Source organism: Lentisphaera profundi (genome assembly GCF_028728065.1).
Taxonomy (GTDB): Bacteria; Verrucomicrobiota; Lentisphaeria; order Lentisphaerales; family Lentisphaeraceae; genus Lentisphaera; species Lentisphaera profundi.
In genome coordinates this window covers 557,082-583,087 of the sequence record NZ_CP117812.1, presented here as the reverse complement: position 1 = coordinate 583,087, position 26,006 = coordinate 557,082, and the positions used below count along the sequence as shown (strand labels likewise).

Below are 26,006 nucleotides of genomic sequence, written 5' to 3'. Positions count from 1 at the left end.
ATATTCAGCTCAATTGACGCTTACGAACTATTCTCTGAAGTTCACTTTGCTTTCGTGGGGATATAAAAAATTACTAAGGATAAAGAGTATTTTACGCTTACTCATGCTTTATCTTACCAAATGGGTTTCAGTTGGTGGACTCGGAGCTTGCTGAAAGTGACGCTGCCACCCTTTACAGAGAGGCTCAAGCTTTTGTTGGCGCGTGGTGGAAGTGTGCGTGGTGAATAAAAGGCCCCGTGCTCGCCGAAGAAAATATCCTGCGAGGTATTATCGACGACAATGCGCAAAAAGAGTTTCTTGCTACCGGGGATCGTCATTTTACCCAGTTTTAAACCGTTCCCCTGCGAAGTGATGACGAGCTTATTCCCTCGGATGTTTAGTTCGACTTGCTTAGCTTTTGTCATGTCAGCCTCGATCTCGATGTCGTAAAGTCCGCTCTTATGCTCGCTTAGCGGATTAGCTGATGATGAATCAAGCCTTAAGCCATCTAGCTCGACCGACTTGCTCTGAAGCTTGGAGATCTCTGCTACCGGAAGCATACAAACGCGCTCTCCGAGTGGAGTCGTTTTTAAGGTCAACTCCAGTGGCAAAGAGATTTGGCCGAAGCGTCCGCCCTGCCAAGTAACTTGAATGCGACGTGGCTGGCCGTCCGCGCCCTTCTCGGTGTTATTGAAGGTTTGGGATGCGTAGCACTTGTCGCCATAAAACATTGGAGTTTGATTTTTCGTTTCTGGCTTGAACATTTTGCCGTCGAAGGAACCGATATGGTAGCGACCTTTGGCCCCGTACATGACCCATTTGACCTTCTCCGAATCGCCATCCACGGCAAGCGGGAATAGCTCCGGGCACTCGTGGAAGCCATTGATAGCCCCCGTCTTCTCCCATGTCTTGATATCTGATGAGGTGTAAATGTTGTGGCCGGTCTGTTCAAAGAGCACCATCACCCAATGTCCGTCTTTTGCATTTGCGTCGCGGCCTTTAGTAGGCGAGAACCAGAAAATTTTCGGGTCACGGGCATCTTGATCCTTGGGGCGTTTCTTGATGATATGCTGCTCGTGCCCCAAAACTGGGCTGCCCTCATATTTGATGAAGTTCCGCCCACCATCTGTGCTGTAGGCAAGACACTGGGTCTGAATCTGGTCGTTCTCCTTCCAGCCACCATTCCCAGAGGAGGCCGTGTAGGCGAGCACTAAGGGAGGTCGCTTTTCTGATCCCCAGCCAGAACTGTTAAAAACATCCACGGTCGCCGACCCAGAATGCATGGATCCTTGTGCATCGTGAAACAGGGCAATGGGACGTTCTTGCCAGTGCATCAGATCCTTACTCACATAGTGTTTCCAATCAAGGTGTGAGACATTGTAATTAAATTGGTGAAAGAGATGCCACTCGTCCTTGTAGTAGACCAGGCCGTTGGGGTCATTAAGCATTCCGATCCGGTTGTAGACATGGAAAGCCGGCTTCTTGTCGGACACGTCCCTGCCGGGGATATGGCGTTGCGTAAGTAACTTCGCGGGCCCACTCTCGCCGAAGCGATGGTAGGTGACCTTGAGAGGTCTTCCTTGGTAGTTAGCCAGATCGTAAACGGCTTGGTAGCCTGCAGTATCGATGTCCCCAAAAGCAAGTGGCAGATTGACCGAGAGTTTCTGTTCACCTTCAATCTCCACTGTGACCATCTGTAAAGGTGTGCCGTCCAATGGGCCAACCGGCACCAGAAGGTAATCCCCTTTGATTTTTGTTTCAAAATGAGCCTCTACCCAGTTGACTGCCTTAGTGATAATAGCCTGCCCCTTGGCCGGTCCCTGGTCAGTCGCGGTGATCTTTACGTCAAAGAACAGGCCGTCGTAATGTTGGTCGCGGATTTCTAGCACGGCCTGCTTGCCGCGCAAAGTGCGGACATCGAAAAAATATTTGGCGGGATCTGGTGCTATAAACATCCGCGGACTCGGCAGCTTGGCACCTAGAAAGCCGTATCCAGGTTCGGGCGAGCAGGTGCGCAGCTCCTTGCCGTCCACCATCAACACCACCGCAATTTTCGTGGGGTGGTACGTTCCGGCGCATTCAATCTTCAGGTAGTCCGACTCGATCGTGAATGCGGGCGAGGTCATGCTCCCTTTCTGAACATAGCGCTGGTTGCGCGTGCCGAGTGCCTGTTTCTGTCGCTCGGCAGGGGTAGGCTTGTGCGTGCCAAAGGCATAGCCTTCTATAGCCCAGTCCGCAGGTGGAGGAGTTTTCATATTGAAGTCGAGCAAGACTCGTTCTTCAGCCCATGAGGGAATCGCTATCAAGAGTGTTCCGATAGCAAGCGATTTTAATAATGTACGAAATGGAATTTTCCGGGTCATTGCATGAGGTGTTACACAGTTCATTTTATTCCTGTGCTTGGTTGGAATCAGATTTATCAGGGCCTTCGATAAGATGGCGTTGAGGCAGGGCAAGGTTCGCAAGGAACGCACTGACGACTTCGGGGCCGCCTCGCTGCGCTTCCTCCCACTGGGCGCGTAGCTTATCCTCCGGGGTATCCCTCCAGACGTGCACCCAGAGTATATTAGGGGACGTCTTGCCCTTTTCATAGATCCACTCGGCGATCACATCTCCTTTCTGGAGGAAGGCGCGCTCAGTTCGTCCGCTGACACCCCGATTGCCGCAGTGTAGATTAATCCACCCCTCCTTGACCAAGGTCTCGAGCGCGCGGTCGATCCGGTCATGGGCATTGTTGCCCACGTAGCGCCAGAATGCTTCCCCCTCACGGCCAATTCTAGAGCCCGCGAAGATTGGCACCGGCCCAAGACCCGTCGCCTCGGCGATCCGTGAGAATCCAGCGAGGTCGGCCTGCTCCGGAATCATAAAGACCGGAGGATTTGGCACCGGCTCCTCTTTCTCTCGAAAAGTTGCGAGAGTCTTGGATGCGTCCAGCTGAGCGGCGATTGCTTTTGCAAGCTTTTGGGTGGCACCGAAAGGAGTTCCAATGTAAGTTGTGCTTGCCTTGACACTCATGTTGATACGCGCTGATGTGCGAGTGCCTCTGAGCTGATCCCAATTGCGATCAGGGATGTAGCCCGCGTCAACTCGGTAGCTTGCGCTCGCATGCTCGATGACCCCGATACCCAGTGCTTTGTGCTCAAGTTCCTCGATGACGAAGATCAATTCACCCAGACGCGGTGACTCGAGGAGGTCTCCTGCTGTCTGCAAGTCCACACGCTGTATCTCGGGTGCCTCCATAAGCTCGTTCATGAACTCGTATGCGACCCGACGTGACAGTCTAGTTCCGGAGAGATCGACGATTGTGGCCGAAGAGAGTCGCAGGGGGATTTCAGGGAACTTGTATGTACGTACATTTTTGCCACCCTCAGGTTTTTTGCTGTGCTGGAAGCCAGCTGTTAAATCCCAGTTACGGTAACTCCCTCCCTCCACGGTTTGGAAAGACCCGTCCAAGTCGCGCTCCATGGCGACGGACGGGTAGCTCGCTGTCCAGTAGAGGATCGTCGGAACGACTATAAAGAGTAAGAGGAGACCGAGGGCGATTTTGCCATTGATAGACATTTTCATTTCAGGCGACCTGTTTTTTGAATGATTGAGTGTGGCGTTGATGGTTATATTATTTTCCGAGATATTGCTTCAGGGTGGGTAGATTCCCCGACTTAGTGAGAATGGGCTTTGGTTTTTGGGCAAAACCAGCGGGGCGCAAATTGGCGGCAATGCTGGAAGCGTGTTCTTTTAAAAGACGGTCCAATTCCCGGACTATTTCCGGGTGTGCATCAGACAGGTCTTTTCTTTCCGCGAGATCTGTGGATAGATCATAGAGCTCGAGCGTAACTTTATTTCTTCTCGCTTTTTTGACCAGTTTCCAGTCTCCCCTGCGAATTCCTTCGTTCTCATAGAAGTGCAATTGGTGGGGGGATCGGGCATCCTGTTTACCAAGCAGGATATTGGTGATGTCTTTGCCATCAATGATCCGGTCGCTTGGAACGATAGAGTTGCTAAGCTTTGCAAAAGTGGGGAGCAGGTCGGTGGTGACTCCAATTTCTTTGCTGGTGATGCCCCCCGGTATGGTTCTGGGCCACCAGGCGAGCGTGGGCACCCGCATGTGTCCTTCGTATTTTGCCCCACCTTTTGCACCACGCAAGGGACCACTGCTCATACCGCTGGCGGGGCCGTTGTCGGAGGTGAAAATCACCAGGGTATTATGATCCAGCTTGAGATCCCTCAAGGTCTGGAGAACGCGCCCGATGCTGTCGTCCACTTCCTCGACATGGGCACGGTCAACGTTGCCCTCTGCACGTTCGAGGTACTCGGGACGGGCATAGCGTGGGTGATGGACATGGGCGTGCGGTATATAACAAAAGAACGGCTGGTGCTGATTTTTCTCAATGAACGCAATCGCTTCGTTGGTGATGACTTCCGCCAGCAGTGACTGATCAAACTCATCCGCAACATGAGCCACCACCTTGTCCTGTTTCATCACCGGGAGGGGGTCATACTTCCTATTGGTGATGGGATTGCGCCGCGTGTGCAGCGGCCACATGTCATTGGAATAGGGAATGCCAAAGTAAGTATCGAAGCCTTGTTTAAGAGGCATAAACTCCGGTTGGTCACCAAGATGCCACTTGCCAAAGCAAGCGGTGGCGTAGCCGTTTTCCCGTAGCATTTCGGCGATAGTAATTTCGCTCGGGTTTAATCCCCGTTTGTCTCCGGGAAAAGTGACCACCAAGTTTCCGTTCCCCCCGTCCATGCCGATGCGGTGGGCGTAGCTTCCAGTGAGTAAGGCGGCCCTCGATGGGGTGCATGCGGTATTGGCGACGTAGAATTGAGTGAGCTTGATGCCCTCCTCCGCCATCCGATCCAAGTTGGGGGTCTTATTGACCTTGTTGCCAAAGGGCCCGATATCGCCATAGCCCATATCGTCAATGAACATGAGCACGATGTTGGGTTTCGAATGGTCAGCGGCAAAGGTCATACCCATGGAGAAACAAAGCATCATTCCCACAATGATTTTTTTCTTAAAGATAGATTTTTTATGCATTGGGTTTCCTAGCTTATAATTCAATACGTTTACCCAAAATAGAGGGGAGGATAGAAGAAGGATTAGGCTTGTTTATTATCTTGTGACTAATCGTATTGCTGGCGGTCGCATGTTATTTAAAGATATTGAGAAATATAAACTCAAGGAACTATTTTTTACGGGCTCCGCTAAACTCAGTTATCAGGTGATTGATTATGTTTTCATGGATAACCACTTTCACCTTTTAATTAAAATCCCCACGACTTCTCAAACAATTTGACCAAGGCCTGCCCTTTAATTTTCTCGTTTTGAGACTCCTTTCGATCAGCCTTTTTCTACGGCCTGTCCTTCGATTTTATTAGTTAGATCTTAAGTCAATTTACGTGCTTTTAACACTTATTTTGAAGCATCCCAGATAGTGTTTCTAATATCAGAAGTGCTCGCTATGGAGCCGTCAGATTTTTGTAAGGTTTGAAGAAATGTATACTTCGCAACATGACCATCTGCCATGAGGAAATTCGCCTTGCCATCATGAGGTGTTTCACCTATGTCATCTTTACCTTTATATTGAATAACGCGTCTATCATCTCCAGCCCCTTGACTCAAAGCATTCAGTGTATCATGATATTCGATGAGGGTAATCGTTTTACTAGGTTTGCTTAAATCACCAAAATTTCTTGTTTCAGTACCTGAGGACATGCCTAGAAAACGAGGGTTTCCATCGCCCGGAACCATTTGAGTTATTGAATAGCTTCTTCCTACAACATCTGTGTTACCCCAAAGGTCACGTTTGACATCATCTGATGGGCACCTATATACAGCAGCATAGGATTCACCAAGGACGGATTTAGCGTAGGCTCCATCATTCAAATTAGCCACAGCATCACGTCCATCATAGCCGGATAAGTAATCATCCCAGGTATTTCGCCCACCGCCATCCCGACTAGTGAAAGGAGCAAAGAAATTATTGTTTTCGGCATACATATTAAATGCAAAGCCAAGTTGTTTTAGGTTACTTAGACAAACTGCTGCTTTCCCTTTATCTCTTGCTTTACCCAAAGTAGGTAATAAAAGAGAAGACAAAATACCAATAATGGCAACGACCACTAAAAGCTCTATCAAAGTAAATTTTCTCATGTTTCAACTCCTGTTAAATTGTGTTATAAATTATTAAACAAAGAATTTTGACTAGCGCAACATCCAAAATAAATTTTTCTTATATTAAATTAATATATGACGTAAACTACTAAAAATCATAAGTTTGGGACAGGATTTTAAAAAAAAAGGACGAGAATTTTTGTATTTCCTTTGGCTAGTTTTGGACTTTTACACGATTAGCGACGACATAAAAGCGACTAGGAGCTTTGGGAACGGGAGCTTTGGGGACAGGATACTTTTTTTGGGCATCCTTTCGTTTCAAAGTGTGTTGCTGTAAAAGAGTGATTTCACCCTTTCTTCCGCAAAAGATAGGACGTGGGTACGCCAAGTACCTGCTTGGCAATAGCTGACAAACCAAGCACCACTTGGGTACGCCAAGCACCTGCTTGGCAATAGCTGACAAACCAAGCAATCTCACATGTCAAAAAATTGCTATTGGGGGATCGCTAAGTTATTTTTCAGAGTAAAGAAGGACTTAGGTATGGAAAAAGATTCAAAAAATTGGCATAGTCGTGGTTATTTACCTCACTATGATAATTCGGACGTGTATCAATCGCTTACATTTCGCTTAGCAGATAGTTTACCCCAGAAGGTTTTGCGCGTTTTAGAAGTGGATTTAAGTATTCTTGGAGAAGACGATTTAGATATTAAGCGAAGAAAGCTGATCGATCAATACCTGGATGCAGGATATGGTTGTTGTGCGTTGAATAATCAACATATGGCAAAGGTCATGAAAGAGTCATTAATACGCTTTGATGATGAACGTTATCAATTGATAGCCTGGTGCATTATGCCAAATCATGTTCATGTCCTAATAAAACCAAAAGTTAGCCTAGCAAAAATCATTCAGTCTTGGCGCTCATATACAGGTAAATGGGCCTTCCAAAATAATGAAGAATTTAATTTGGGCTTAGCACTTGATGCTAAACGTTTTTGGATGAGAGATTATTGGGATCGCTATATTCGAAGTGAAAAGCATTATTATACAGCCATTGACTACATTCATCAGAATCCGGTGAAGGCAGGCCTGTGTCAAGAAGCTAAAAAGTGGAAGTGGTCAAGTGCTTATGCAGATGGGGTTTGAAGGGTGTTAGCAAATGCCAAGCAGGTGCTTGGCGTACCTAGGTTTTGAAGGGTGTTAGCAAATGCCAAGCAGGTGCTTGGCGTACCTAGGTTTTGAAGGGTGTTAGCAAATGCCAAGCAGGTGCTTGGCGTACCCAGGTTTTGAAGGGTGTTAGCAAATGCCAAGCAGGTGCTTGGCGTACCCAGGGGTTGAAATGCTCTAGCTAATCGAGAAAATATTAAAAAAAGCTCTTTTTAATGCTTATTTTTTGCGTGATTTGGAAGCCGTGGCGACAGGGATTTCGAACTCACAATAGATCCAAGGATGATCGGAGAGGCAGCCATCGGATTTTAGGTTCTTATCGTTTTGGTTCTTGGGTCCCCAATCGCGTTTAACGTCAAGAAGAGTGATGGGCCTTTTTGTACTGTAGAGGATATGGTCAATGGAGTGTGGCGTCACGCTATTTTTAAGCTGAGTGGATTCTGCAAAAGATTTCATAACGAGGCCATCGGTCCATTCATTAAAATCACCGCCGACAATGATGTCGTATGAGGCATCTTCTGAATTGATTTGATCCGCCAAACTTTTATGTTTTGACCCCTGCCAAGCCTCGATTTTACTTGGCTGACGCTTGTTGTGCGCGTAGCCTGGCAAGTGCAGAGAATAGAGGGCGAACTTCCGACCAGCGATTTTGGTCTCGACACGAAGAGCGCTAGCGCGTGCCCAACCACTCCCTTCTGGCAAGAAATTCTTGCCTTTACTTAGGGGAGTTCGGCTGAGAATGGACTTGTATTTGCCATTATAATCACCCGATAAATCTGAGTCCTTATGCCCCGCGGAGGAAGAGTTTCCCACTTGTACGTGAGGCAAGCCGAGAGCATCTGCCATACGTTGTGACCAGTCCTTTACCTTTTTGCCGCGATTAGCTATGGGAACTTCACTAAGCAAGACGATATCGGGCTTGAGAGATTTGAGTTCTTCGGCGATTCGTTCAGGGCTAGCCCATTGGCCACAAGCGACATTATATGCGATAACTCGGAGTTTAGTCGTACTGCTTTGATCTTTTTTTGCGGGCTCCGCAAAGAGGCTGAAAGTAAATCCGGGAATGATTAATCCCGCGAATAGGATGGATTTTATAAAGTGAGCTTTATTCATTGTTGTTTTTCCTTTAAGTTTTTTTTATGAGTTTTTCTATTCATAATATACTGGTTCATGTGTGCCCGAGGGTCAATCACTGGCAGTAGCCTTTTTGTAAATTGACTTCATCTGCCATGAAGAAACGCTCTTCATATAAAAGTGTTTGTAAGTGATTAACACGGATTTTTTATGACTGCTACGTTTTTTTATCGAATTTATAAGTATTCACCCAAATTAGCTCTGTGGTGGGCTAAGTGTAGGGAAATTAAGGGTATTTTAAGCACAGATTCATGAAAAATATTACGCCCGCGGGGGCTCCCCGCTCGCCGGAGGGTGCTGCCACACAGGCAAATGTTTTTTAGTTGCCCGTACGGCAAGTACCCCTTAAGAATCCCGACGCTAATCGCTGCGCGCCCGCGCTTAATTTTAACCTTAGATTTGCTTAAGTTCCCTTTCATTACGAGGGCTCCTCGGCCACCGGAGGGTGCTGCCACACAGGCAAAATTTTATTGCCCGTACGGCAAGAATCCCGACGCTAGTCGCTGCGCTCCTATGCTTAATCTTAGTTAAACAGAGTGCTGTATTCAATCCATCCGCCTGGTTAAGGAGTGGCCGCTCCTTGCAGGGTTTGGGGCAGAGCTCCATATTAAATTTAATAAAATTTTGCTTAAGTTCCTATCCATTAGGCAGAGCCCCTAAGCTCGCAAAGATTTGCCAGCCTTTGATACGGCAAATTTTCATCTTACGGCGCTAAGCGCTTTAGCTGAAGCCGGCTTGTTAGGTGTAGGCTTATCCATATCAGGATAGCTGACGAGGAAATTGTTTTCATCAATGAGGTTGATAAGATAATGACTCGTCCCTTTAGGCAGTGAGGCCCTCACCTTCATCCCGGGCATCACCTCGGCTGGCATCCGGAACCATTCTTCTGCAGGCTCGCCACCATTCAGGGTATACAGCAGATTGGCTCGTATCACTTTGCCTCCATTCTCCCGATAGCGACATTCCACCACCGAGCCTTGCTGCTTGTGGGATAGCACCACAGGCACTTTCTCTTTGCCCGGAAGTGGGTTTTTGTAATGGGGGTTGTAATAGGGATAGCTAGCCTTCATGCCTGTTAGAGCTTCTGTGAGTTTTTGATTCATTGATTGGGCTTTTTCCGCCATGCTGTTTACGAGGTTTTTTGATTCTTCGATGTCATCGCGGACTTGTTTGCCCTCGCGAGTTTCGTATAAACGATAGAGCTCTAACTCGGGCGCATTTATATTATTGACGTGATCATAATTACGGATCAGTTTATAATCGCCGATGCGGATTGTACTTTCCAAGGCCACACTGTTGGGAAAGTGCCAGAGCATGGTGTCGCGAACCGAGCCATCTTGCTCTCGTATAAGTGCTGGGTCAGCTGGGTTTTTTACGAGTAGCTTGGAAATATCGCAACCATCCAAGGTTTTATCTTTGGGTTTTTGAGTTCCCGTCCAAGAAAGAATCGTGGGATAAAAATCGAGGCCATTAATCATGACGTCTGATTGCTGACCGGCTGTAATTCCCGGACCGGTGATAATGAGGGGGACACGGACGCCGCCCTCCATGGCCGAAATTTTGCCGCGATGCAGGGGGTAGTTATCGGTAATGATCTCGCCAGGGATTTTTTCCATGCCGCCATTATCGGAGGTAAAAATGATATAGGTGTTTTCGCTGAGTTTATGCCCCGGCCAGCGCGGATCCTCGGTGGTATCGAGGTAATCGAAGAGCTCGCCTACATAATAGTCGAGTTCCTCAACCATGGCACAGTAAAATGGGTTTGTTTGTCCCTCTCCCTTCCACTCCTTCGGGTTTTTAGGGAGTTTTACTCCCAATTTATCGCAATATTTTTTCAGCAGTCGTTCACTGCGTGTTTGAACCGGGGTATGAACGAGAAAGGTGGCGTAATAGAGGAAGAAGGCTTTGTCTTTGTTTTCGCGAACAAAAGTGAGGGCGTCTTCACTATTTTGGTCAGTACAGAAGCCCTTTTCGTCGAGGCGATAGGGGTCGTCGGCCTGATTTGTGGCAAATCCGCTTAAGCGATGAGGTTTCATTGCAGTGAGAATGCCATGGTTATTACGGCTCCAATCAAAGCCATGATCCTGCGGTTGCGGATAGCCACCATAAACTTTAGATAAATGCCACTTGCCACTATGTCCGGTGATGTAGCCATTGTCTCGTAGTGCTTGGGCAAGTGTGAAGGTTTCTATGGGCATACTTGCTCTATACCAGGGTGGCATCATACGGTGCAGCGTCTTGCGATATGGTGCTGGAGGGGTGCCTCCGGAGACATGTGTTTGTTGGGCTCGAGCGGGGTGGGTTCCGCTCAGGATCGCAGCTCGCGACGGCGCACAGCTCGGTGCGGGTGAATAGCCTTGCCAGAACTGCACACCCTTTTTCGCCAGCTCATCAATATTGGGTGTCTCCATCGGAGATGGTGCATCAATATCGTAGCATTTTACATCTTGCCAGCCGAGGTCATCAGTCAAGAGCAGGATTACATTAGGTTTGCTTGGGCGGTCTGCAAAACAGCAAGCTGCCGTCAGCAATCCCATTAGGAATATTTTTTTCATATGACTCACCTCTTAGTTTTAGTATTCATTTTGGCTTTACCTCTTCTTGATGATGCATTAAGTAGCCTTACTTCAGCTTCTTTATTTGCCGAATCTGCTCAACTTGGGCTTCCCATTGCTTCGTGAGCGCTTTGACTTTTTCTGGATATTGAGCGGCTAGGTCATTCGTTTCTGCGCGGTCTTCTTTTAGATCATAAAGTTCCCAAGAGCCATCTTTGCTTTTGACCAGCTTCCAGTTTCCATTTCTGACGGCGTGATTCCCTCGGTGGGACCACCAGAGCACTCGATCGTCCTCCGTGTCCTTCCGAAATGAGGGGAGCAGGCTTTTGCCCGGGAATGGGACCCGTTGCTTTGCCATCTTTAGGCCGGCTAAATCGAGAATGGTGGGAACCAGGTCAATTACATGCCCGCTTGTTTCCCGGATCGCTCCAGATTGCGAAATATGTTTTGGCCAGTGAACAATAAAGGGGGTACAGCTACCGCCTTCATGTGCCCAGATTTTATGCTTTCTAAATGGCGTGTTGGCTACCGTCGACCAAGCCGGCCCCAGGCATAAATAACTGCCTGCCGAACCTGGTGCAGCTTCAGGGTCATGGCCATTACCACGCACCATCATTTCCGCACTGGCACCATTATCGGACAAAAAGAATATCACGGTATCCTCAAAGGAATTCATTGCTTTGACTTGTTTGATAATGCGGGCAAGTTCGATGTCGATCCGTTCGATCATTGCGGCATGAATCGTCATCTTGACTTGCTGGAACTCTTTCTGTTTCTCAGTGAGATCATTCCAAGGAATGGGACGAGTTACCTCGCCCTCACCAAGGACTTTGAGCTGTTCAGAAAAATCGAGCGGAGGGCCTTGATTGTACTCCACCTTCGAGAGCGATCCCTTGATCAATCCCCGTTTCTGCAAACCTTCCCAGCGCTGATTGCGAATGACATCCCACCCGACTTTGTAGCGGTCCCCTACCCGTGCAATATCCTCAGGCAAGGCTTGCAAGGGGAAATGGGGGGCGGTAAATGCAACATAGGAAAAGAAAGGTTTGTCCGCATGATGGGCCTGATGCTCCTTGAGCACTTCTATTGCATGATCCGCCACCGCGATCGTTGCATAAAATCCATCCTTGGGTTCTATTCTTTTGCCGTTTTTTAAAAGCACCTTGGGACTGAATTCACCATGATTATCAATATATAACGAACGATCGAATCCATTCCCCATTGGCTTGCCATCAATGTGCCACTTGCCGGAGTGATAGGAGCGGTATCCGGCAGGTTTCAGATATTTCGGCAACAAGCGCGCCCACTTTGGGCGCACACCTTTTCCCTTTAAGTCAAGAACGGAATCGCGGTTGATTTGCTGAGCGTAATAACCTGACAGAATCGCTGCTCGTGTTGGCGTGCAACGAGCACTGTTATAGAACTGCGAGTAGCGCAAACCCTTTGACGCTAAACTATCAATAGTCGGTGTATTGATCTCTCCACCGTAACATCCTAGGTCGGAATACCCCATATCATCGACCAGAACGAGAAGAATATTGGGCGATTTACTTGTATCAAGTTCGGTCGCCGATACGGTCGTCACGATCAAAAGCAAAGCCATTATTCTTGTATATATCATAATCAGATAATCTCCTCTATCTCTTCTTCTTCTTTACCTTTTTGTCCACCGGGACGGCTTCGCCGCGACTAAGCGCTTCACTAGCCTCAAATGATTTGTGCCCGGTTGAGCTTTGACCCAGAATTTCGTGACGCTGCTGCGGGATCTGCGCGCGGTGCTTTTTGATCATCGCTGCGTATTCCGGATTGGTGATCACGTTATCCCATTCGTGCGTGTCTTTTGCGCGGTCGTAGAACTCTTCCGAGCCATCATTGTACTGGATGTAGCGGTAGTGCTCGGAAACGATTGAATAGTTACCAGGACCGAAACTTGTACGCGCCATATGCGGCCAATCTGTCTGTGGATTTTTCAGAAGTGGAACGAGTGAATTCCCCTCTAATTTGGGGTCGGCTTTCAAGCCGGTCAGCTCCAGCAGCGTCGGATAGATATCGAGCAACTGTGCCGGCTTTGAACACAGCTCACCTTTAACAATGCCCGGCCCGGCAATGATCATCGGCGTACGGGTTCCGTCTTCCCACAAACTGCGCTTGGCAAATCGCTCCTTCTCGCCTTGGTGAAAACCGTGGTCGGTGTAGAGCACAATATATGTATTGTCTTTGTACGGGCTCTTATCCAATGCATCGAGTAGTTTCCCCACCTGATGGTCGGTAAAACTAATGCAGGCAAGATAAGACTGAACTAGCGACTTCCATTGATTATTCTTTTTAACCCACTCCATGCTCGGTGCCACATGCTTGAGGCGAGTCAGATTGATCCCGTACTCAGAAATATCCTGCAAATCATTTTCTGCCACCTTAGGTAGTTGCAATGTTTCAAGGGGATAGAGGTCGAACCACTTCTGCGGTGCATATTGCGGAACGTGCGGAGTGTAAAAACCCGTCGCCAGAAATAGTGGTTTATCATATTGCGTAGCCAATTGCTCGACGCCCCAGGCGGCTATTTTATGATCCGTCATCAAGTCATCTTTTGCCGGAAACACGCCCCAGTCCCATATCCTTCCGCCGGGAAAAGAAGTGATTTTTTTCTTGGGCAAAGGCCCAAACCCACCAAATGATCCTGCATAATTGGGCATGTGTGTTTTGTTATGATTCCCATGAAAGAGCTTGCCGGCACCCGTCACGTAATAGCCATCATCTTGAAAACGCTTGGGCAACAAGGTGTTTTTTCTTGCGACCGGCGATCGGCTAAGATCAGGAGTCAGAAAGTAAACCCCGCTTGTACTTGGATAGAGCGAGGTCATCATACTGGCGCGTGACGGGTTACACACCGGTGCTTGGCAGTGCGCATTCTTGAAAAGCACCCCGCGCGCGGCGAGCCGATCCATATTCGGTGTCTTTGCCTGCGGGTGCCCACCCATGCAAGCAATCCAGTCGTTAAGATCGTCAATCGCAATCAACAACACATTAGGGCGCACCGTAGTCTTCGCCGAAGCATGTGTAAACGACACGCAAGTGATGAGCGCGAGAGCCAGCCATATCCATTTGTTTTTTATCATAAAATCACTTCCTTTTCTTTTTATTCTTTAGTGGCATCCTGAGATAGCCTCGTATCAGCTTTTGTGTAGATCGACTTCATCTTCCACGCGGAGATAGGCTTGCAGCTAAGGTCGCCGCCTTTTAAAGTGTGTTGCTGTAAAAGTATTTGTAAGTATTTAACCCAGTTTTTTTATGACTGCTACGTTTTTTTTTCATTGAGATTAGAGTGATTCACTCAAATTAGCTCTGTGGTGGGCTAATGGTAGGGAAATTAAGGGTATTCTCATTAATTTAATATGGGGCAGAGGCCAATCTCACTTTAAAAGCTCTTGATTTCCCTTACCATCGCGGAGGCTGCCCGCTCGTCGAAGGCATTATTTTTTATCATCCGCATTGGAATGAGGAGCTCCTAGCTTTTGCCACATGGGCGGAAAGGATTTTCCACCCGCCCGCGGGGCTCCTAATGTCAGGGAACTTAAGATATATTGACCGACACTTTAGCTCGAAGAGCTTAGAAATGTAGCCATGGACGTAAGTCCGCGGTATTTGAATAAGAGCATCCTTCGTGCCGAAGCTACGCGGCAAAGCGTTTCCTTCATACCTTCGGCATGAATATCATTTTTTTTACAATACCCACCGGATAAATCCGGTGGCTACCCTACTACATACCTTCGGCATGTGCTTAAGTTCCCTACCATTAAAGGCCCCCGTGACACCACTTGCCCACCCCCCCTTTAGTAATGCTATCTCCATTGAGCACGATCTTCGCCGCTTGAACCGCAAAGTATAGTAACTTACAGGGCTTGAATTAGTTATAATATGCTTATTAACATTTGTTTATGTAGTAGACATCTACATTTTATGCTAATCTAATGAGATAAAAGGTATATTAAAATCAAGTGATTCCTGAGTGTTGCCTTATAGTTAATTGATTTTTTGCTTTCGCTGCTCCTAAGGAGCAAGGCTCCTGCCTGATTGGCCTGGCTTCTCCAGTTTGTCAGCAAGGCCTTTGACAAGTTCCGGATATTGCTTGGATAGCTCATTTTTTTCAGCGAGATCATTAGCGATATTAAACGTGGGCAACTTGGGCATCCCTTCGTTTCAAAGTGTGTTGCTATAAAAGTATTCACGATTAACCAGTTAACGATGTATTAAGATATTTAACAGGTTTCTGTGATGTAGCCATAGCTTTAGATATTAAGCCAAAAAACATTTTCCTGAGGTCAAATCTTCTATTGAGCCTAAACTGTAAATCCGCAAGGTACCTGAAACCATATTTATCGAATTTTAAAGAGTGGAAAGTCCCCGAAATTGAGGTTTTGATGTTACTTAAAATTGTATTGACCCATTTAAAAGTACTTTCTATTTCTTCTTTTTTTGCTTTACTAGTAACTAAAACGCTATGATTACTTACTTCTTTTAAGACACTGAAACCTCTAAGTCCATCTGAAATTGTATCACAGTTCTCCTCAAGATTATCTATAGCCCATTGTTTAATAACTTCATAAGAAAAACCCGATACAGGACTCAGTTTAACAAAAACTGGATTCCGATTTTCGTTAGTTTCTACGGCAGCTATAAATGGAGACTTATTTTCTGAACCTCTACCTCGTTTACCTTCTTCCAGTCGACCGCCTAGGTAAGCATCGTCTATTTCAACCAAGCCTTTAAGTTTATACTTACTGTCCTGCTCATACATCATCTGCATAATTTTCTGCTTTATTAACCAAGCAGTTTTATAGTTCACATCAATGTGACGGTGTAATTCTAATGCTGAAACACTGTTCTTTGATTGACTTATTTGATGGAGAGCTAAGAACCATTTCTGGAGAGGAACTTTCGTTCGATGAAATAAAGTACCCGCTGTTAAGCGATGGTTTTTACGGCAGGCTTTACATTGAAAGATTGTGCGGCTTCCTGATTTATAGCGATAATACTTATCACTATCGCATGTGTCACATTTAAAGCCATTAGGCCACTTACAGCTTTCCAGGTAAGCACTACATTGTTCTTCGGTTCCAAAAGTTTTGATGAATTCTGGAAAGCTAACTCCAACTTGAAACTGAACTTTATTCTTAGGCATAATACATCTCCTTATTAGATGTAATTAATATGCTACTAAAAAATAGCTATATCAAGTTTTACACTCTTAACTGGTTAATCGTGAAAGTATTTGTAATTAATTAACACGGATTTTTTATGACTGCTTCGTTTTTTTTATTTAATATAATTTAAAAATTTAGACGAAGGCTTTCTGGGCTGTATCGGTAGATACTTCATCTTTTGGTCTTGTTCGACTGAGGTGCATTACCGCGTCTCTTTCAGACCCCCTATTCGTTTATTTGTCTTTCATTGGGGGCTATTTCAATGGCGTGAACTGAAGGATGGAGTCGCCGTTTCCATGCGACTCATGATGGAAGATGGCTAGGTAAAGTTTGCCCCTATTTACCGTGAGGTAATAGGGGGTCATTCCCGTGGGAACGAGATTGCTTAGATCAGTCCAATTGCCCTTGACGAAGTCATCCATAGTTTTGAAGCTGATGAATTTATTCTCATCGAAGTTGGAGCCCTTGGCAAATGACTTGGTAAAGTAGCTAGTGGCATACCAGAAGCCGTCAAAGAACTCGGCATCATTGAGAACGAGCCCAGTCGTACTCCAGGAACCCGCAGGGCCATTCTTCTTTGTGGGAGCGAAACTATCGTAAATCTTGAACGTGGGCGTCTCCCAATCCACAATTTCTACGATCCGGCCCCTCGACGATCCAATGACATAGAGTTTGCCATTGGCAAACGTCAGTGCCCGCGCGTAGCCCTTCACAGGTACCGATAGCACCGACTCGTTTTCGCCGATCGCGGTGAAGCGAAAGACCTGCCCAGAGTTTGGATTGATTGCATAGATCCAAGCCGACGCAGGATCGACCACAATATCGTGCGGGCGATTCAGCTTTATGCCGGCAATGGTTTTGGTTTCAGCAGTGATCTTGCTAGTGCTGAGGTCAGAGAAAGAGATGATGCGATGATTTGCGGTATCGTTTGCGTAGTAGAGCTTGTCTGCTGGGTTGTAGACAAGTGAGTGTTGACCTTTCACCGCTATTGGAGTAATTTGAAAGGGCTCATCAGCGCTGGCACGGTAGAGGAAACGATTGTTGTGTGAATCCGTGACGATCTCCTGATTCTTTGGGCCGAAAGCTATCATCATGGTGCCTCCAGCTCATGACCTGTCCAAGAGAGCTGAACTTTTTACTCAGAGGAATTCTCCAGCCAAACTAAAAAAACTGGCCTTAGAATTGCAAGAAGAAATTGATATTTCTTTGCCATCGCTCTCCAGATGATACAGAATGGGAACAAATTTAAAAGATTGTTTATCTAATGCGTAATTTTTTTGAATAAAAAAATGCAGAGAGTGAGCTATTGATTACGTTATAAATTATTTGATGATTTCACTTTTTTTATTTTATAAAGTACGCCATCGCGGCTTCAAAACCGAAAATTTTCGGTTTTGAAGCCGCGATGGAATTAATACTTAATGAGAAAGTACGTGATTGTAAAAAAGTGCAAATAATTCACAGTTTAGATGATTAATGGTCTATCCAAAGACTTATTGAGGGGTGCTTTTGTTTCACGCTGAATCACCATGCCATCGGCAAACAATCCCGCAGGCCGCACATCGGCCATGCCGGCAAATGGGAGGGTAATAACCATCGGGGCGATCAATACACTTAGCTCTGCTTTCATCTTTTTATATATTCCCTCTATGGTGCCAACGCCTGCGTTCACGCATCCCGACGTACGTCGGGATCGCTGTGCAATGCTTTGTTCGATTTCTGTTTCTCAGCCACTCTTGATCTTAATTATTTCTTCTTCAGGTATAACTCATTGACTTCATCAGCACTTAGAGCTTTTTTGTACACTCGGACATTATCGATCGCGCCATTATAGATCAACTTCCCGCCCCCCCTATGGAGGCGCCAGAGATCGTTCCGATCGAGCCTATTTTGCCGGTACCAGTCATAAATAACGCTCCATTGTGATAGATGCTCATCACACCAGTCTTCGCATCTTTGGTAAAGACCCAATGGTTCCACGCGCCTTTATACTGATCCGGCTTCGCCCGCTTCCTAATGCGATCAAGCCCCTTTTCGCCTTTTCCGGCATCCCAATAAACAAAGCCGGAGGAAAACGGCAGAAGAATACCTAACCCCTCCTTTTTGCCAGACCCAGCCGGAGCACTGAAGATATTGCAACCCTTCGTCGACTCGTCACCCCCATTAACCCACATCGCAATCGTGATTTCGTCACTGATCGAAGCGAAGGTTGACGCGGGCAATTTCACGGTCGTGCTGGTGCCATTAAAGTTGAGCGCATTGCCTTTGACCCCTTTTACCCATTTCCCATTGACTATGGTGCCGTCCCGTCCGTATCCAGACGAATCCTTAGCGACCGATCCGGTGGTCTCATCAAACGCCCAATGAGCGTACAGCAATGATTCGACCGCGATAGAGACAGTGGCCGTCGCCTTGCTGGTTAAGTCTGCATCCTTCACCTTGAAGGTGAAGCTGTCCGGACCGGAGTAATCCTTGTCCGGCTGATAGGTTGCCACATTGCCAACCAGAGTTACCTTTCCATGACTCGGCATGGTATCGAGCGATGCCGTCAAGGTGTCCAGTTCAACATCACTTCCGCTGAGCGTAATGTCAAGGGCGTTATTGATAGCCATTTTCACGCTCTGCCCGGTGGCGACAGGTGGATTATTCTTCCGCGCCAGCGCCGACCAGACTTGGACTTCAGCCATATTTATAATCCCGGCGGTAGCGGTTAACTGAACCCGGACATACCGGCCTGCGATATTGAACGGTAGAGAAGACGGAGTACCGCATTTGCCGTCGACCTTGACAGCGGTTACACCCGGCTGAGCCAGGGTCTCTTTTAGGTCTTTTGATAAAAAAGGATCCATTGAGACCATAACATAAAAGTCAGCAGTACGAGATGATTCCTTACCTGTCCGGTTCCAGACGTCTATCTTGCCGATTTCCCTAATTGCTTCCAGATCGACTTGCCACCAGGCCGGTCCACTACCAGTCTGATTGACAGACCCCTTAGACATATCCCCGTCAGTATTACCATCAACCGCTCTTGAAGCAACACCTCCCTCAACAGTGCTACTCTGAGTAGCCGGCTTGCCTAGAGCCATATTTTCTGTTCCATATTTATCATCACTGCGATAACTCCAGTCGATATCTGCGATGTCATGATCAACATTCAGAGTCACCTTGCAATATTCAAATTTCCGTTGCCAGGTGGTAGCGCTTACCCTGACACCGGCAGAAATAGGCCTACCCAGTTTTCTGTCAAATTCCGGGAATGGCGGGACAATCCCAAACATGTCTGTCCCTGCACGCTCCGCCACAACCTGATTTGAAATGCGCATATATGAATTCTCGCCGGCCATTATAAGGAAATATGCCAGTTTGAAATCAAAGTTGGAATACATACAGGCTAATGCATCTTGTTCCTTCTGAGCTTTATTAAATACATTCTGATCTTTAGGCCTTAGCTTCTTACCTTTAGGTGTTGGCTTCTTAGCTTCAAGCCTTGCCCAAAAAGTTGGCATAGCCTGGCTTGCTTTTTTTGTCGCTTCCTCGATATTCCCGCACTTATTTGAAGCATGGAAATTGGGTGCGATCATTTTCCCTTGGGCAGCGGCCTTTTGGACAATTTCAATGGTGTGATGTATATAGCCCTTTCCCTCAAATCCTTCCATGTATGCACTGTCGATATAATCTCTAACATAAGAGAAGTTGCCGTCCTTGGTATAGCCGCCGGCGGCTCTTAAGAAATTACCTTGGATGATAAAATCTTTAGAAAGCTCGTCTCTTAGGGACTTGAGTAAGGGGATCAGGGCTTTTCCAAAAAAATCAGGGGATACGCGACCACGCCAACAGTCATAATAATCACCGTGGGCTATTCTCAATGCTTTCTGCAGACTATCTATGAAAATAACATCTGACTTAGGAGAAGAGTTGGCTATCTCTGTGATAGTCTTCAGCCACCATTTACGACAATCGGGGTTTGCATGATTATATTTCATCTGCCCGCTTGAGTAAAGGGATATTCCGCCATTTTTGCCATACAGAAAATACCTAGGTTCGAAAGGATTCGGCTTATAAGAAACCTTTTCCAGGTTGATGTAGGAAAAACAATACATCTTATTAGGGTAGGCTTTCTTAAAGTTGTTGCATTCCTCGCTGTCTTCCTGAATCCAGATGTACTTACACCTAGTACCCATTATATCTATCTCTTCTTTTTTCCATTTTTTATTTATGCCTTTTCGGGCATATGCCCAGCGCGTTACTTTATCCCAGGAAAATGGGAACGCAGACAGCTGCTTAGGTAAATTAGCCTTCATCTCTTTAGCACTAATGCGGTCACGAATCTGATAGGCTGAGATGTGCACATTGTTCGAACCTTCTGACTTGAGTGTAATCGTCTGTGTACTTGCGTCGGCAACAAAGGTGCCGACCACAAACTGCCCGGTGGTAATCTTCTTCTCGGGGGTACTCTTCTCGGGGGTACTCTTCTCGGGCTTACTCTTCAGCGTAACCACGTTTGGAGGGGTCTCTCTGTCACCGACAGATATCTGGAGATTGTCGCGATTATCAACATACCACAACTGAATCGTATATTCGGTGCCGACAGTCAGTTTTCCGCCGCCGACCTCTAGAGAAACGAGATCCTTGCCGTCGCCGGAATCAGCGGAACTGAGCAGCGCATTGTAGGCCACGTCGCCTGTATCTCCGGAAAAGAAGTTTACATTCTTGTCCAAAGGCAGGAGCGTGTCGGTGCCGGTAAACAGCACGCCGTTTACCGTTTGATCGCTACCGGACTTTTTTCCGCCCGCATTAAAGGCCTCAATCAGCGTTCCGCTGTTAATCACTTCCGAAGCCAAGAAAACATCCGTCGCCGGGCCCCAGTTAATCTGCGCCGCCTGAGCCACGCCTGTCAATCTTAGTAAACAAAATAAAACAATACCTGTTGCAAGTGAAATCCGTTTCATAAAAACTCCATTATTAATAATAAATGCTCCGATACTTACCTGCTTAACGCCTGCGTTCACGCGTCCCGACGTACGTTGGGACCGCTGTGCAAAGCTTTGTTAGACATCTATGTCTGTCAGAAATTTTTTTCAACAAGCTGAATTGTCTGACCCTGTTTTAGGTATAGTTGACGTGTTTTCCCTTTGTAAAGAACGCTACAATCTGTTCCTACCAGACTGAGTATGGTAGCAGAGACCAGCTTGCCATTTTTCGACTCGATATCGACAGCTAACCCGCCTCTTGCCCGGAGCCCGGTCACCTTGCCGCTCTTGAATGCAAAAGGCAGAGGGGATGTAGGAGGGATGTAGGGGACAGGACACTTTTTAGCATAGGGGACAGGACACTTTTTAGCACAACTAAATACTTGGGTGCATGGGAACGATGTACAGGTGCTCGTCCATAGCGGAATGGCCAGATGAGTGAAGTTGGTTTTCTCTACATATGGTAGATATTATTGACTCAATAGAGCTGTTTTTAAAATGGTAACTTCTCCTTTGTTCATAGGTTTCATTCTCGTCCAAAAGAAGTGTAATCTTAAAACTTTCGACAGACTGCTTTCCTGAATCTTTACTATTCTTTTTCAATTTTTTTCGGACTGCACTTTCTAGGTCGCTGAATATTTCTTTCAGGGGAGTATCCTGCCAGGAAATATTATCGAGTTTGAGATTTTCTGGAAGCCCTCCAAATCGGATGTAGGTCAATACTTTCATCGGCAACCTAGCAGGTCCCATTTCTATTTGACTTATTTGAAACTTTTGTTGGCTAACCAATAAGCTAAAGGCTAATTTGTGCTCGTACTTTTTTTGAAGTGCCTGATCAAATTCACTGGGGTCCTTAGCCACAAAAACAGTCTTATCATCATAGAGCCAGCACCCATTGATCAAACGAACGCTCTGATCAACTGTTCGCTGGATGGTAAAACCAGACAGACCATTCACAGGAAATGATTGTTTCATGGCCTGTTCCGAAACCTGCATCTTGATGTCGTGTGGTTCTAAAATCTCTGCCAGCTTACCGATGTTCTCATTCTTTAGATTGAAGTCCTTGACCCGTTCCTCGTCAAATTTGGGTGGAAGTATGTAGGGGGCCAGTGCAGACTTCAATCTATTCAGGCGCTGTATTTCATGGGAAGGAACAGTCCCTAGGCAAGAAGACATTCCAAGAAACAAGACTGTCATTAATAAGAAAGCACCTAACAGAAAAGAACTTTTAAAACCCTTCATTTTCATCTTATTTCCAAAATTCATCATTATTGTTTTCCTTTGCCTTTTTCTATTTGTTTTCATTTTCTGCATCCGGCTTCTTTGAGTCTGATGCTTTTTCTAGCGTGAAGGTGGCGACCACCGCGCGGTGGTCAGAGGGATAAGGGGCAACGACAATATCGGCGTTCTCGCTGTTTTCACCGATGATCTTTGCGTCGGTCACTTTGACTCCCTTGCCTTTGAAGTAGATAAAATCAATGCGATCATGGTGGGTCTTGGAGTCATCGGCCTTGTAAATGGGCGACCAGGTAAAGCCGGGTTTTTATCATAAAATCACTTCCTTTTCTTTTTATTCTTTAGTGGCATCCTGAGATAGCCTCGTATCAGCTTTTGTGTAGATCGACTTCATCTTCCACGCGAAAATACGCTTGCAGCTAAGGTCGCCGCCTTTTAAAGTGTATTGCTGTAAAAGCATTTGTAAGTATTTAACCCAGTTTTTTTATCACTGCTACGTTTTTTTTTCATTAAGAGTAGAATGATTCACTCAAATTAGCTCTGTGGAGGGCTAAGGGTAGGGGAATTAAGCTTATTCTCATTAATTTAATATGGGGCAGAGGCCAATCTCACCTTAAAAGCTCTTAATTTCCCTTACCATCGCGGAGACTACCCGCTCGTCGAAGGCATTAATTTTTATCATCCGCATTGGAATGCGGAGCTCCCAGCTTATACCACATGGGCGTAAAGGATTTTTCACCCGCCCGCGGGGCTCCTAATCTTAGGGAGCTTAAGATATATTGGCAGACACTTGAGCTCGAAGAGCTTAGGAATGTAGCCATGGACCTAAGTCCGTGGTATTTGAATAAGAGCATCGTGCGTGCCGAAGCTACGCGGCAAAGCGTTTCCTTCATACCTTCGGCATGAATATCATTTTTTTTACAATACCCACCGGATAAATCCGGTGGCTACCCTACTACATACCTTCGGCATGTGCTTAAGTTCCCTACCATTACTTCCCCCCTTTATTTGCCGTCACCAGTAGTCGGCTTCTTTACCTCACGCTACATCAATATTCCGTCCTGAAATATTCTGCTTGGGCTGACACAAACCAAAGCTACCAACGATCCGTTCTAAATGAAAATGCAGGCAAGCCTTCCTTATTCATCAGGTTTGAAACACTGATATTGTCAAAAGCGAAACGCACAGCTTTTGGGGCAGAGACTTTTTCCGAGTGCACGACGACCTCATCATCCTTCATAAGAACCTCCGTAGCGGCATGAAAAACTTTATCTTCACCAGCGACAAGAAAGTGACTCGGTGTTTTGCCGTCACGTGTTGCCAGGGGGCTTTCTGAGTCCTCGAATTGAATGGAGATCTTATTCCCATCTATTTTAAAACTTTTATAGCGCGGTCCCATAGAAACCACGGACTTGCCGTAATCATTTTTCAATGCCAGTAGCGCAAAGCGTCGGCCGACATCCTGCTTGTTCGGGGGATGAATATCTTCGACCGTGGCAATATCCATGGTTCCGACCATCCCGGTTTTGCTGAGTTCCAAAGACTGAAACTGAGCCTCTCTGAGATAGGCCGACTCTTTCTTCCCATAACTTCTGCAGGGAGCAATCTGGGCAAAGTAAAAAGGAAATTCATAAGCGAATTGCTTACGCCATGATTCAATCATTGCTGTGAATAATGTTTTGTACTTACCGGCTGCTCTACCTGTATTGCCCTCACCCTGATACCAAATCACGCCACGAATCTTCAGTGAAGTAAGTGGGTGAATCATGCCATTGTAAAGTCGGGACGGGACCTTTGCACGGGGGTTTTGCTTGGCGGTCTTCGCCTTATTTACCTCTTTGGTATACCCCAGTTCCTTTAGCGTCTCAAGCGGCGTCCAGGCTTCAGCAAGCGTTCCACCCCATGAAGAATCAATAATGCCGACAGGTACTTTCAGTTCGCGATGGATCTCGCGGGCAAAGAAATATGCCGATGCGGCAAAAACCCTGACAGACTCCGGTGTGCAAGAACCCCAAGTCGACTTTGAAACAGGGACTTTATACATGCTGATACCATTTTCGACATCGTTCATGGGGATCTTGCTGCTGAAATTACCGACCTGAAACAGGCGAATCTCAGGATAGACGGCATTTTTGAGTTCATTCTCATAATCAATAACGCCCTTGTAAACCCCACTCACTTTTCCCACCGTCATTTCCATATTTGACTGCCCTGAAGCGATCCAGACTTCGCCGAATAGTATATTGTCCAGAACAACATTAGATACGCTGTCAGTAATCTGAATCTTGTGGGGACCACCCGCTCCTGCACTTTGCAAAAACAGGTTCCATGAACCATCCTTATCCACTTTGCCTGTTTCTGATTTATCCAACCAGCTGCCTTTCACAGAAACCGTGCTTCCGACCTTACCCCAACCCCAGATCTTAATTCTACTGTTTCGTTGCAGAACCATATTTGACCCAATAATTTTTGGTAAACGCAATGTGCCTGCTGAAGGCGCAGCCTTTGCTTTCTCTTGAGCCTTTTCCTGATTGGGCTTTGCATTAGCGATAGTTATTGAGAGACCCGCAAGCATTAGTATAATTAGTGTTTCACTTACTTTATTCATTATTTTCCTTGATTAGCTAGCGTAAAAGTCGCGACCACGGCGCGGTGGTCAGAGGGATAAGGGGAAACGACGATATCGGCGTTCTCGCTGTTTTCACCGATGATCTTTGCGTCGGTCACTTTGACTCCCTTGCCTTTGAAGTAGATAAAATCAATGCGATCATGGTGGGTCTTGGAGTCATCGGCTTTGTAAATGGGCGACCAGGTAAAGCCGGGTTTTTTCATTTCGTCGGGGTAGATCGTGCGATAGGCATCGCCAAAGCCTGCTTTGGCGATGGCCTTAGAGCTGGGATATTCCACTTTCATGGGATGGCGACCGGCTTTGGCTGCTGCTTCGGTCCAGTCAAGGTGCGAGGGTTCGTTGAAATCGCCGACCACAAAAACAGGTACCTCTTTGTCGGGGAGGAACCGTACCACCCTGAGAAGTCTTGCGATGTCTCTACCGCGCGCCTTTCTTGCGCCGTCTATCGCCTCAGCCTCGGTCTTGATGAAGGGGGTATCCCTGTGTTTCTTAAACTTTGGTCGAATGCCCATAAGCTGGTAGGGCTGATAAGGGTTGGATGGCAGGTGAAGGTTGAAGATGTAGGACTCCTGGCCCGATGGGAGTTTGATCTTGATGCCATCTCTCTTCTCCTCGACAATCTCATAACGCGTCAAGATATTGCCGTAGCGATTCCAACCTAGTAACTGTGCCAAGTTCTCCGCATTGGCGCCGATCTCCTGAAGGCCGACCACATCTGCCTTTGCCTCTTGAATCACCTTGGCCGTTTGGGACAAGCTTTGCCCACGGCTCGTGCCACCGCGATAGACATTGTAAGTCATGACCCTTAGGGTGGTGATTTCGCGGGGCTTCTCGTTTTCTGCGTGCAGGGGTGTGACAACAGACGCCACTGCAGCGAGCAGCATTGCTGTGGTAGTCATTGTGCGAATTGTTTTCTTAATCATATCTAATTCTCCTGTGTTAAGGCTTGCCTAGATGCGCGCGGTTTACCGCGGCGCTGCCTAAGGTTTTGTTGGGCATCTTTTTACTCTTCAAGTGCC

General features: G+C 46.7%; 20 protein-coding genes. 2 read left to right on the top strand and 18 right to left on the bottom strand.

Annotated elements, in window-relative coordinates; genetic code table 11:
• Positions 1-113 precede the first annotated feature (113 nt).
• From PQO03_RS13920 to PQO03_RS13910, 3 genes are read right to left on the bottom strand one after another with little or no spacing between them, the layout of a single operon-like run.
• Positions 114-2,366, bottom strand: coding sequence for a glycoside hydrolase family 32 protein (locus PQO03_RS13920; RefSeq protein WP_274153800.1), 2,253 nt, complete (start codon positions 2,364-2,366; stop codon positions 114-116).
• Position 2,367: 1 nt separating this feature from the next.
• Positions 2,368-3,546, bottom strand: coding sequence for a hypothetical protein (locus PQO03_RS13915; protein WP_274153799.1), 1,179 nt, complete (start codon positions 3,544-3,546; stop codon positions 2,368-2,370).
• Between the two features lie 49 nt (positions 3,547-3,595).
• Positions 3,596-5,020 (bottom strand): sulfatase family protein, encoded by a 1,425-nt coding sequence (locus tag PQO03_RS13910; RefSeq protein ID WP_274153798.1) that lies wholly within the window; start codon positions 5,018-5,020, stop codon positions 3,596-3,598.
• 82 nt (positions 5,021-5,102) lie between these two features.
• On the opposite strand from PQO03_RS13910, the gene PQO03_RS13905 reads away from it, so the two are divergent.
• Positions 5,103-5,279 (top strand): transposase, encoded by a 177-nt coding sequence (locus PQO03_RS13905; RefSeq protein WP_274153797.1) that lies wholly within the window; start codon positions 5,103-5,105, stop codon positions 5,277-5,279.
• A gap of 116 nt (positions 5,280-5,395) precedes the next feature.
• On the opposite strand, the gene PQO03_RS13900 is transcribed toward PQO03_RS13905, so the two are convergent.
• Positions 5,396-6,136 carry a prepilin-type N-terminal cleavage/methylation domain-containing protein gene (locus PQO03_RS13900; protein WP_274153796.1) on the bottom strand — a complete coding sequence of 247 codons (741 nt, stop codon included), beginning with the start codon at positions 6,134-6,136 and terminating at the stop codon, positions 5,396-5,398.
• Positions 6,137-6,638: 502 nt separating this feature from the next.
• On the opposite strand from PQO03_RS13900, the gene PQO03_RS13895 reads away from it, so the two are divergent.
• A complete protein-coding gene (locus PQO03_RS13895; protein WP_274153795.1) occupies positions 6,639-7,241 on the top strand; it encodes an REP-associated tyrosine transposase in 603 nt (200 codons plus the stop codon).
• Positions 7,242-7,481: 240 nt separating this feature from the next.
• Here the strand turns inward: PQO03_RS13895 and PQO03_RS13890 are convergent, their stop codons facing one another.
• From PQO03_RS13890 to PQO03_RS13830, 14 genes are all read right to left on the bottom strand, one after another.
• Complete coding sequence (locus PQO03_RS13890; protein ID WP_274153794.1) at positions 7,482-8,375, bottom strand: endonuclease/exonuclease/phosphatase family protein; 894 nt, start codon at positions 8,373-8,375, stop codon at positions 7,482-7,484.
• A gap of 719 nt (positions 8,376-9,094) precedes the next feature.
• Positions 9,095-10,951 (bottom strand): sulfatase, encoded by a 1,857-nt coding sequence (locus PQO03_RS13885; protein WP_274153793.1) that lies wholly within the window; start codon positions 10,949-10,951, stop codon positions 9,095-9,097.
• 67 nt (positions 10,952-11,018) lie between these two features.
• Complete coding sequence (locus PQO03_RS13880; protein WP_274153792.1) at positions 11,019-12,572, bottom strand: arylsulfatase; 1,554 nt, start codon at positions 12,570-12,572, stop codon at positions 11,019-11,021.
• 16 nt (positions 12,573-12,588) lie between these two features.
• Positions 12,589-14,067: a sulfatase gene (locus PQO03_RS13875; RefSeq protein WP_274153791.1), complete on the bottom strand. Its 1,479-nt coding sequence runs from the start codon at positions 14,065-14,067 to the stop codon at positions 12,589-12,591.
• Positions 14,068-14,998: 931 nt separating this feature from the next.
• Entirely contained in the window at positions 14,999-15,130 is a 132-nt protein-coding gene (locus PQO03_RS13870; RefSeq protein ID WP_274153790.1) for a hypothetical protein, read from the bottom strand.
• Between the two features lie 49 nt (positions 15,131-15,179).
• Positions 15,180-16,130 carry an IS1595 family transposase gene (locus PQO03_RS13865; RefSeq protein ID WP_274153789.1) on the bottom strand — a complete coding sequence of 317 codons (951 nt, stop codon included), beginning with the start codon at positions 16,128-16,130 and terminating at the stop codon, positions 15,180-15,182.
• Positions 16,131-16,406: 276 nt separating this feature from the next.
• Positions 16,407-17,246: an NHL repeat-containing protein gene (locus PQO03_RS13860; RefSeq protein WP_274153788.1), complete on the bottom strand. Its 840-nt coding sequence runs from the start codon at positions 17,244-17,246 to the stop codon at positions 16,407-16,409.
• A gap of 371 nt (positions 17,247-17,617) precedes the next feature.
• Positions 17,618-17,782, bottom strand: a complete 165-nt coding sequence (locus PQO03_RS13855; protein WP_274153787.1) for a hypothetical protein — start codon at positions 17,780-17,782, stop codon at positions 17,618-17,620.
• 205 nt (positions 17,783-17,987) lie between these two features.
• A complete protein-coding gene (locus PQO03_RS13850) occupies positions 17,988-21,101 on the bottom strand; it encodes a putative glycoside hydrolase (protein WP_274153786.1) in 3,114 nt (1,037 codons plus the stop codon).
• Between the two features lie 116 nt (positions 21,102-21,217).
• Positions 21,218-21,427, bottom strand: coding sequence for a glycoside hydrolase family 95-like protein (locus PQO03_RS22135; protein ID WP_420792888.1), 210 nt, complete (start codon positions 21,425-21,427; stop codon positions 21,218-21,220).
• Between the two features lie 70 nt (positions 21,428-21,497).
• Entirely contained in the window at positions 21,498-22,391 is an 894-nt protein-coding gene (locus PQO03_RS13845) for a hypothetical protein (protein ID WP_274153785.1), read from the bottom strand.
• Positions 22,392-22,413: 22 nt separating this feature from the next.
• Entirely contained in the window at positions 22,414-22,566 is a 153-nt protein-coding gene (locus PQO03_RS13840; protein WP_274153784.1) for a hypothetical protein, read from the bottom strand.
• Positions 22,567-23,454: 888 nt separating this feature from the next.
• Positions 23,455-24,966: a sialate O-acetylesterase gene (locus tag PQO03_RS13835; RefSeq protein WP_274153783.1), complete on the bottom strand. Its 1,512-nt coding sequence runs from the start codon at positions 24,964-24,966 to the stop codon at positions 23,455-23,457.
• The gene (locus PQO03_RS13830; RefSeq protein ID WP_274153782.1) at positions 24,966-25,910 is read right to left on the bottom strand and encodes an endonuclease/exonuclease/phosphatase family protein; all 945 of its coding nucleotides are present in this window, start codon (positions 25,908-25,910) and stop codon (positions 24,966-24,968) included. The genes PQO03_RS13835 and PQO03_RS13830 overlap by 1 nt, the downstream gene beginning before the upstream one ends.
• Positions 25,911-26,006 lie beyond the last annotated feature (96 nt).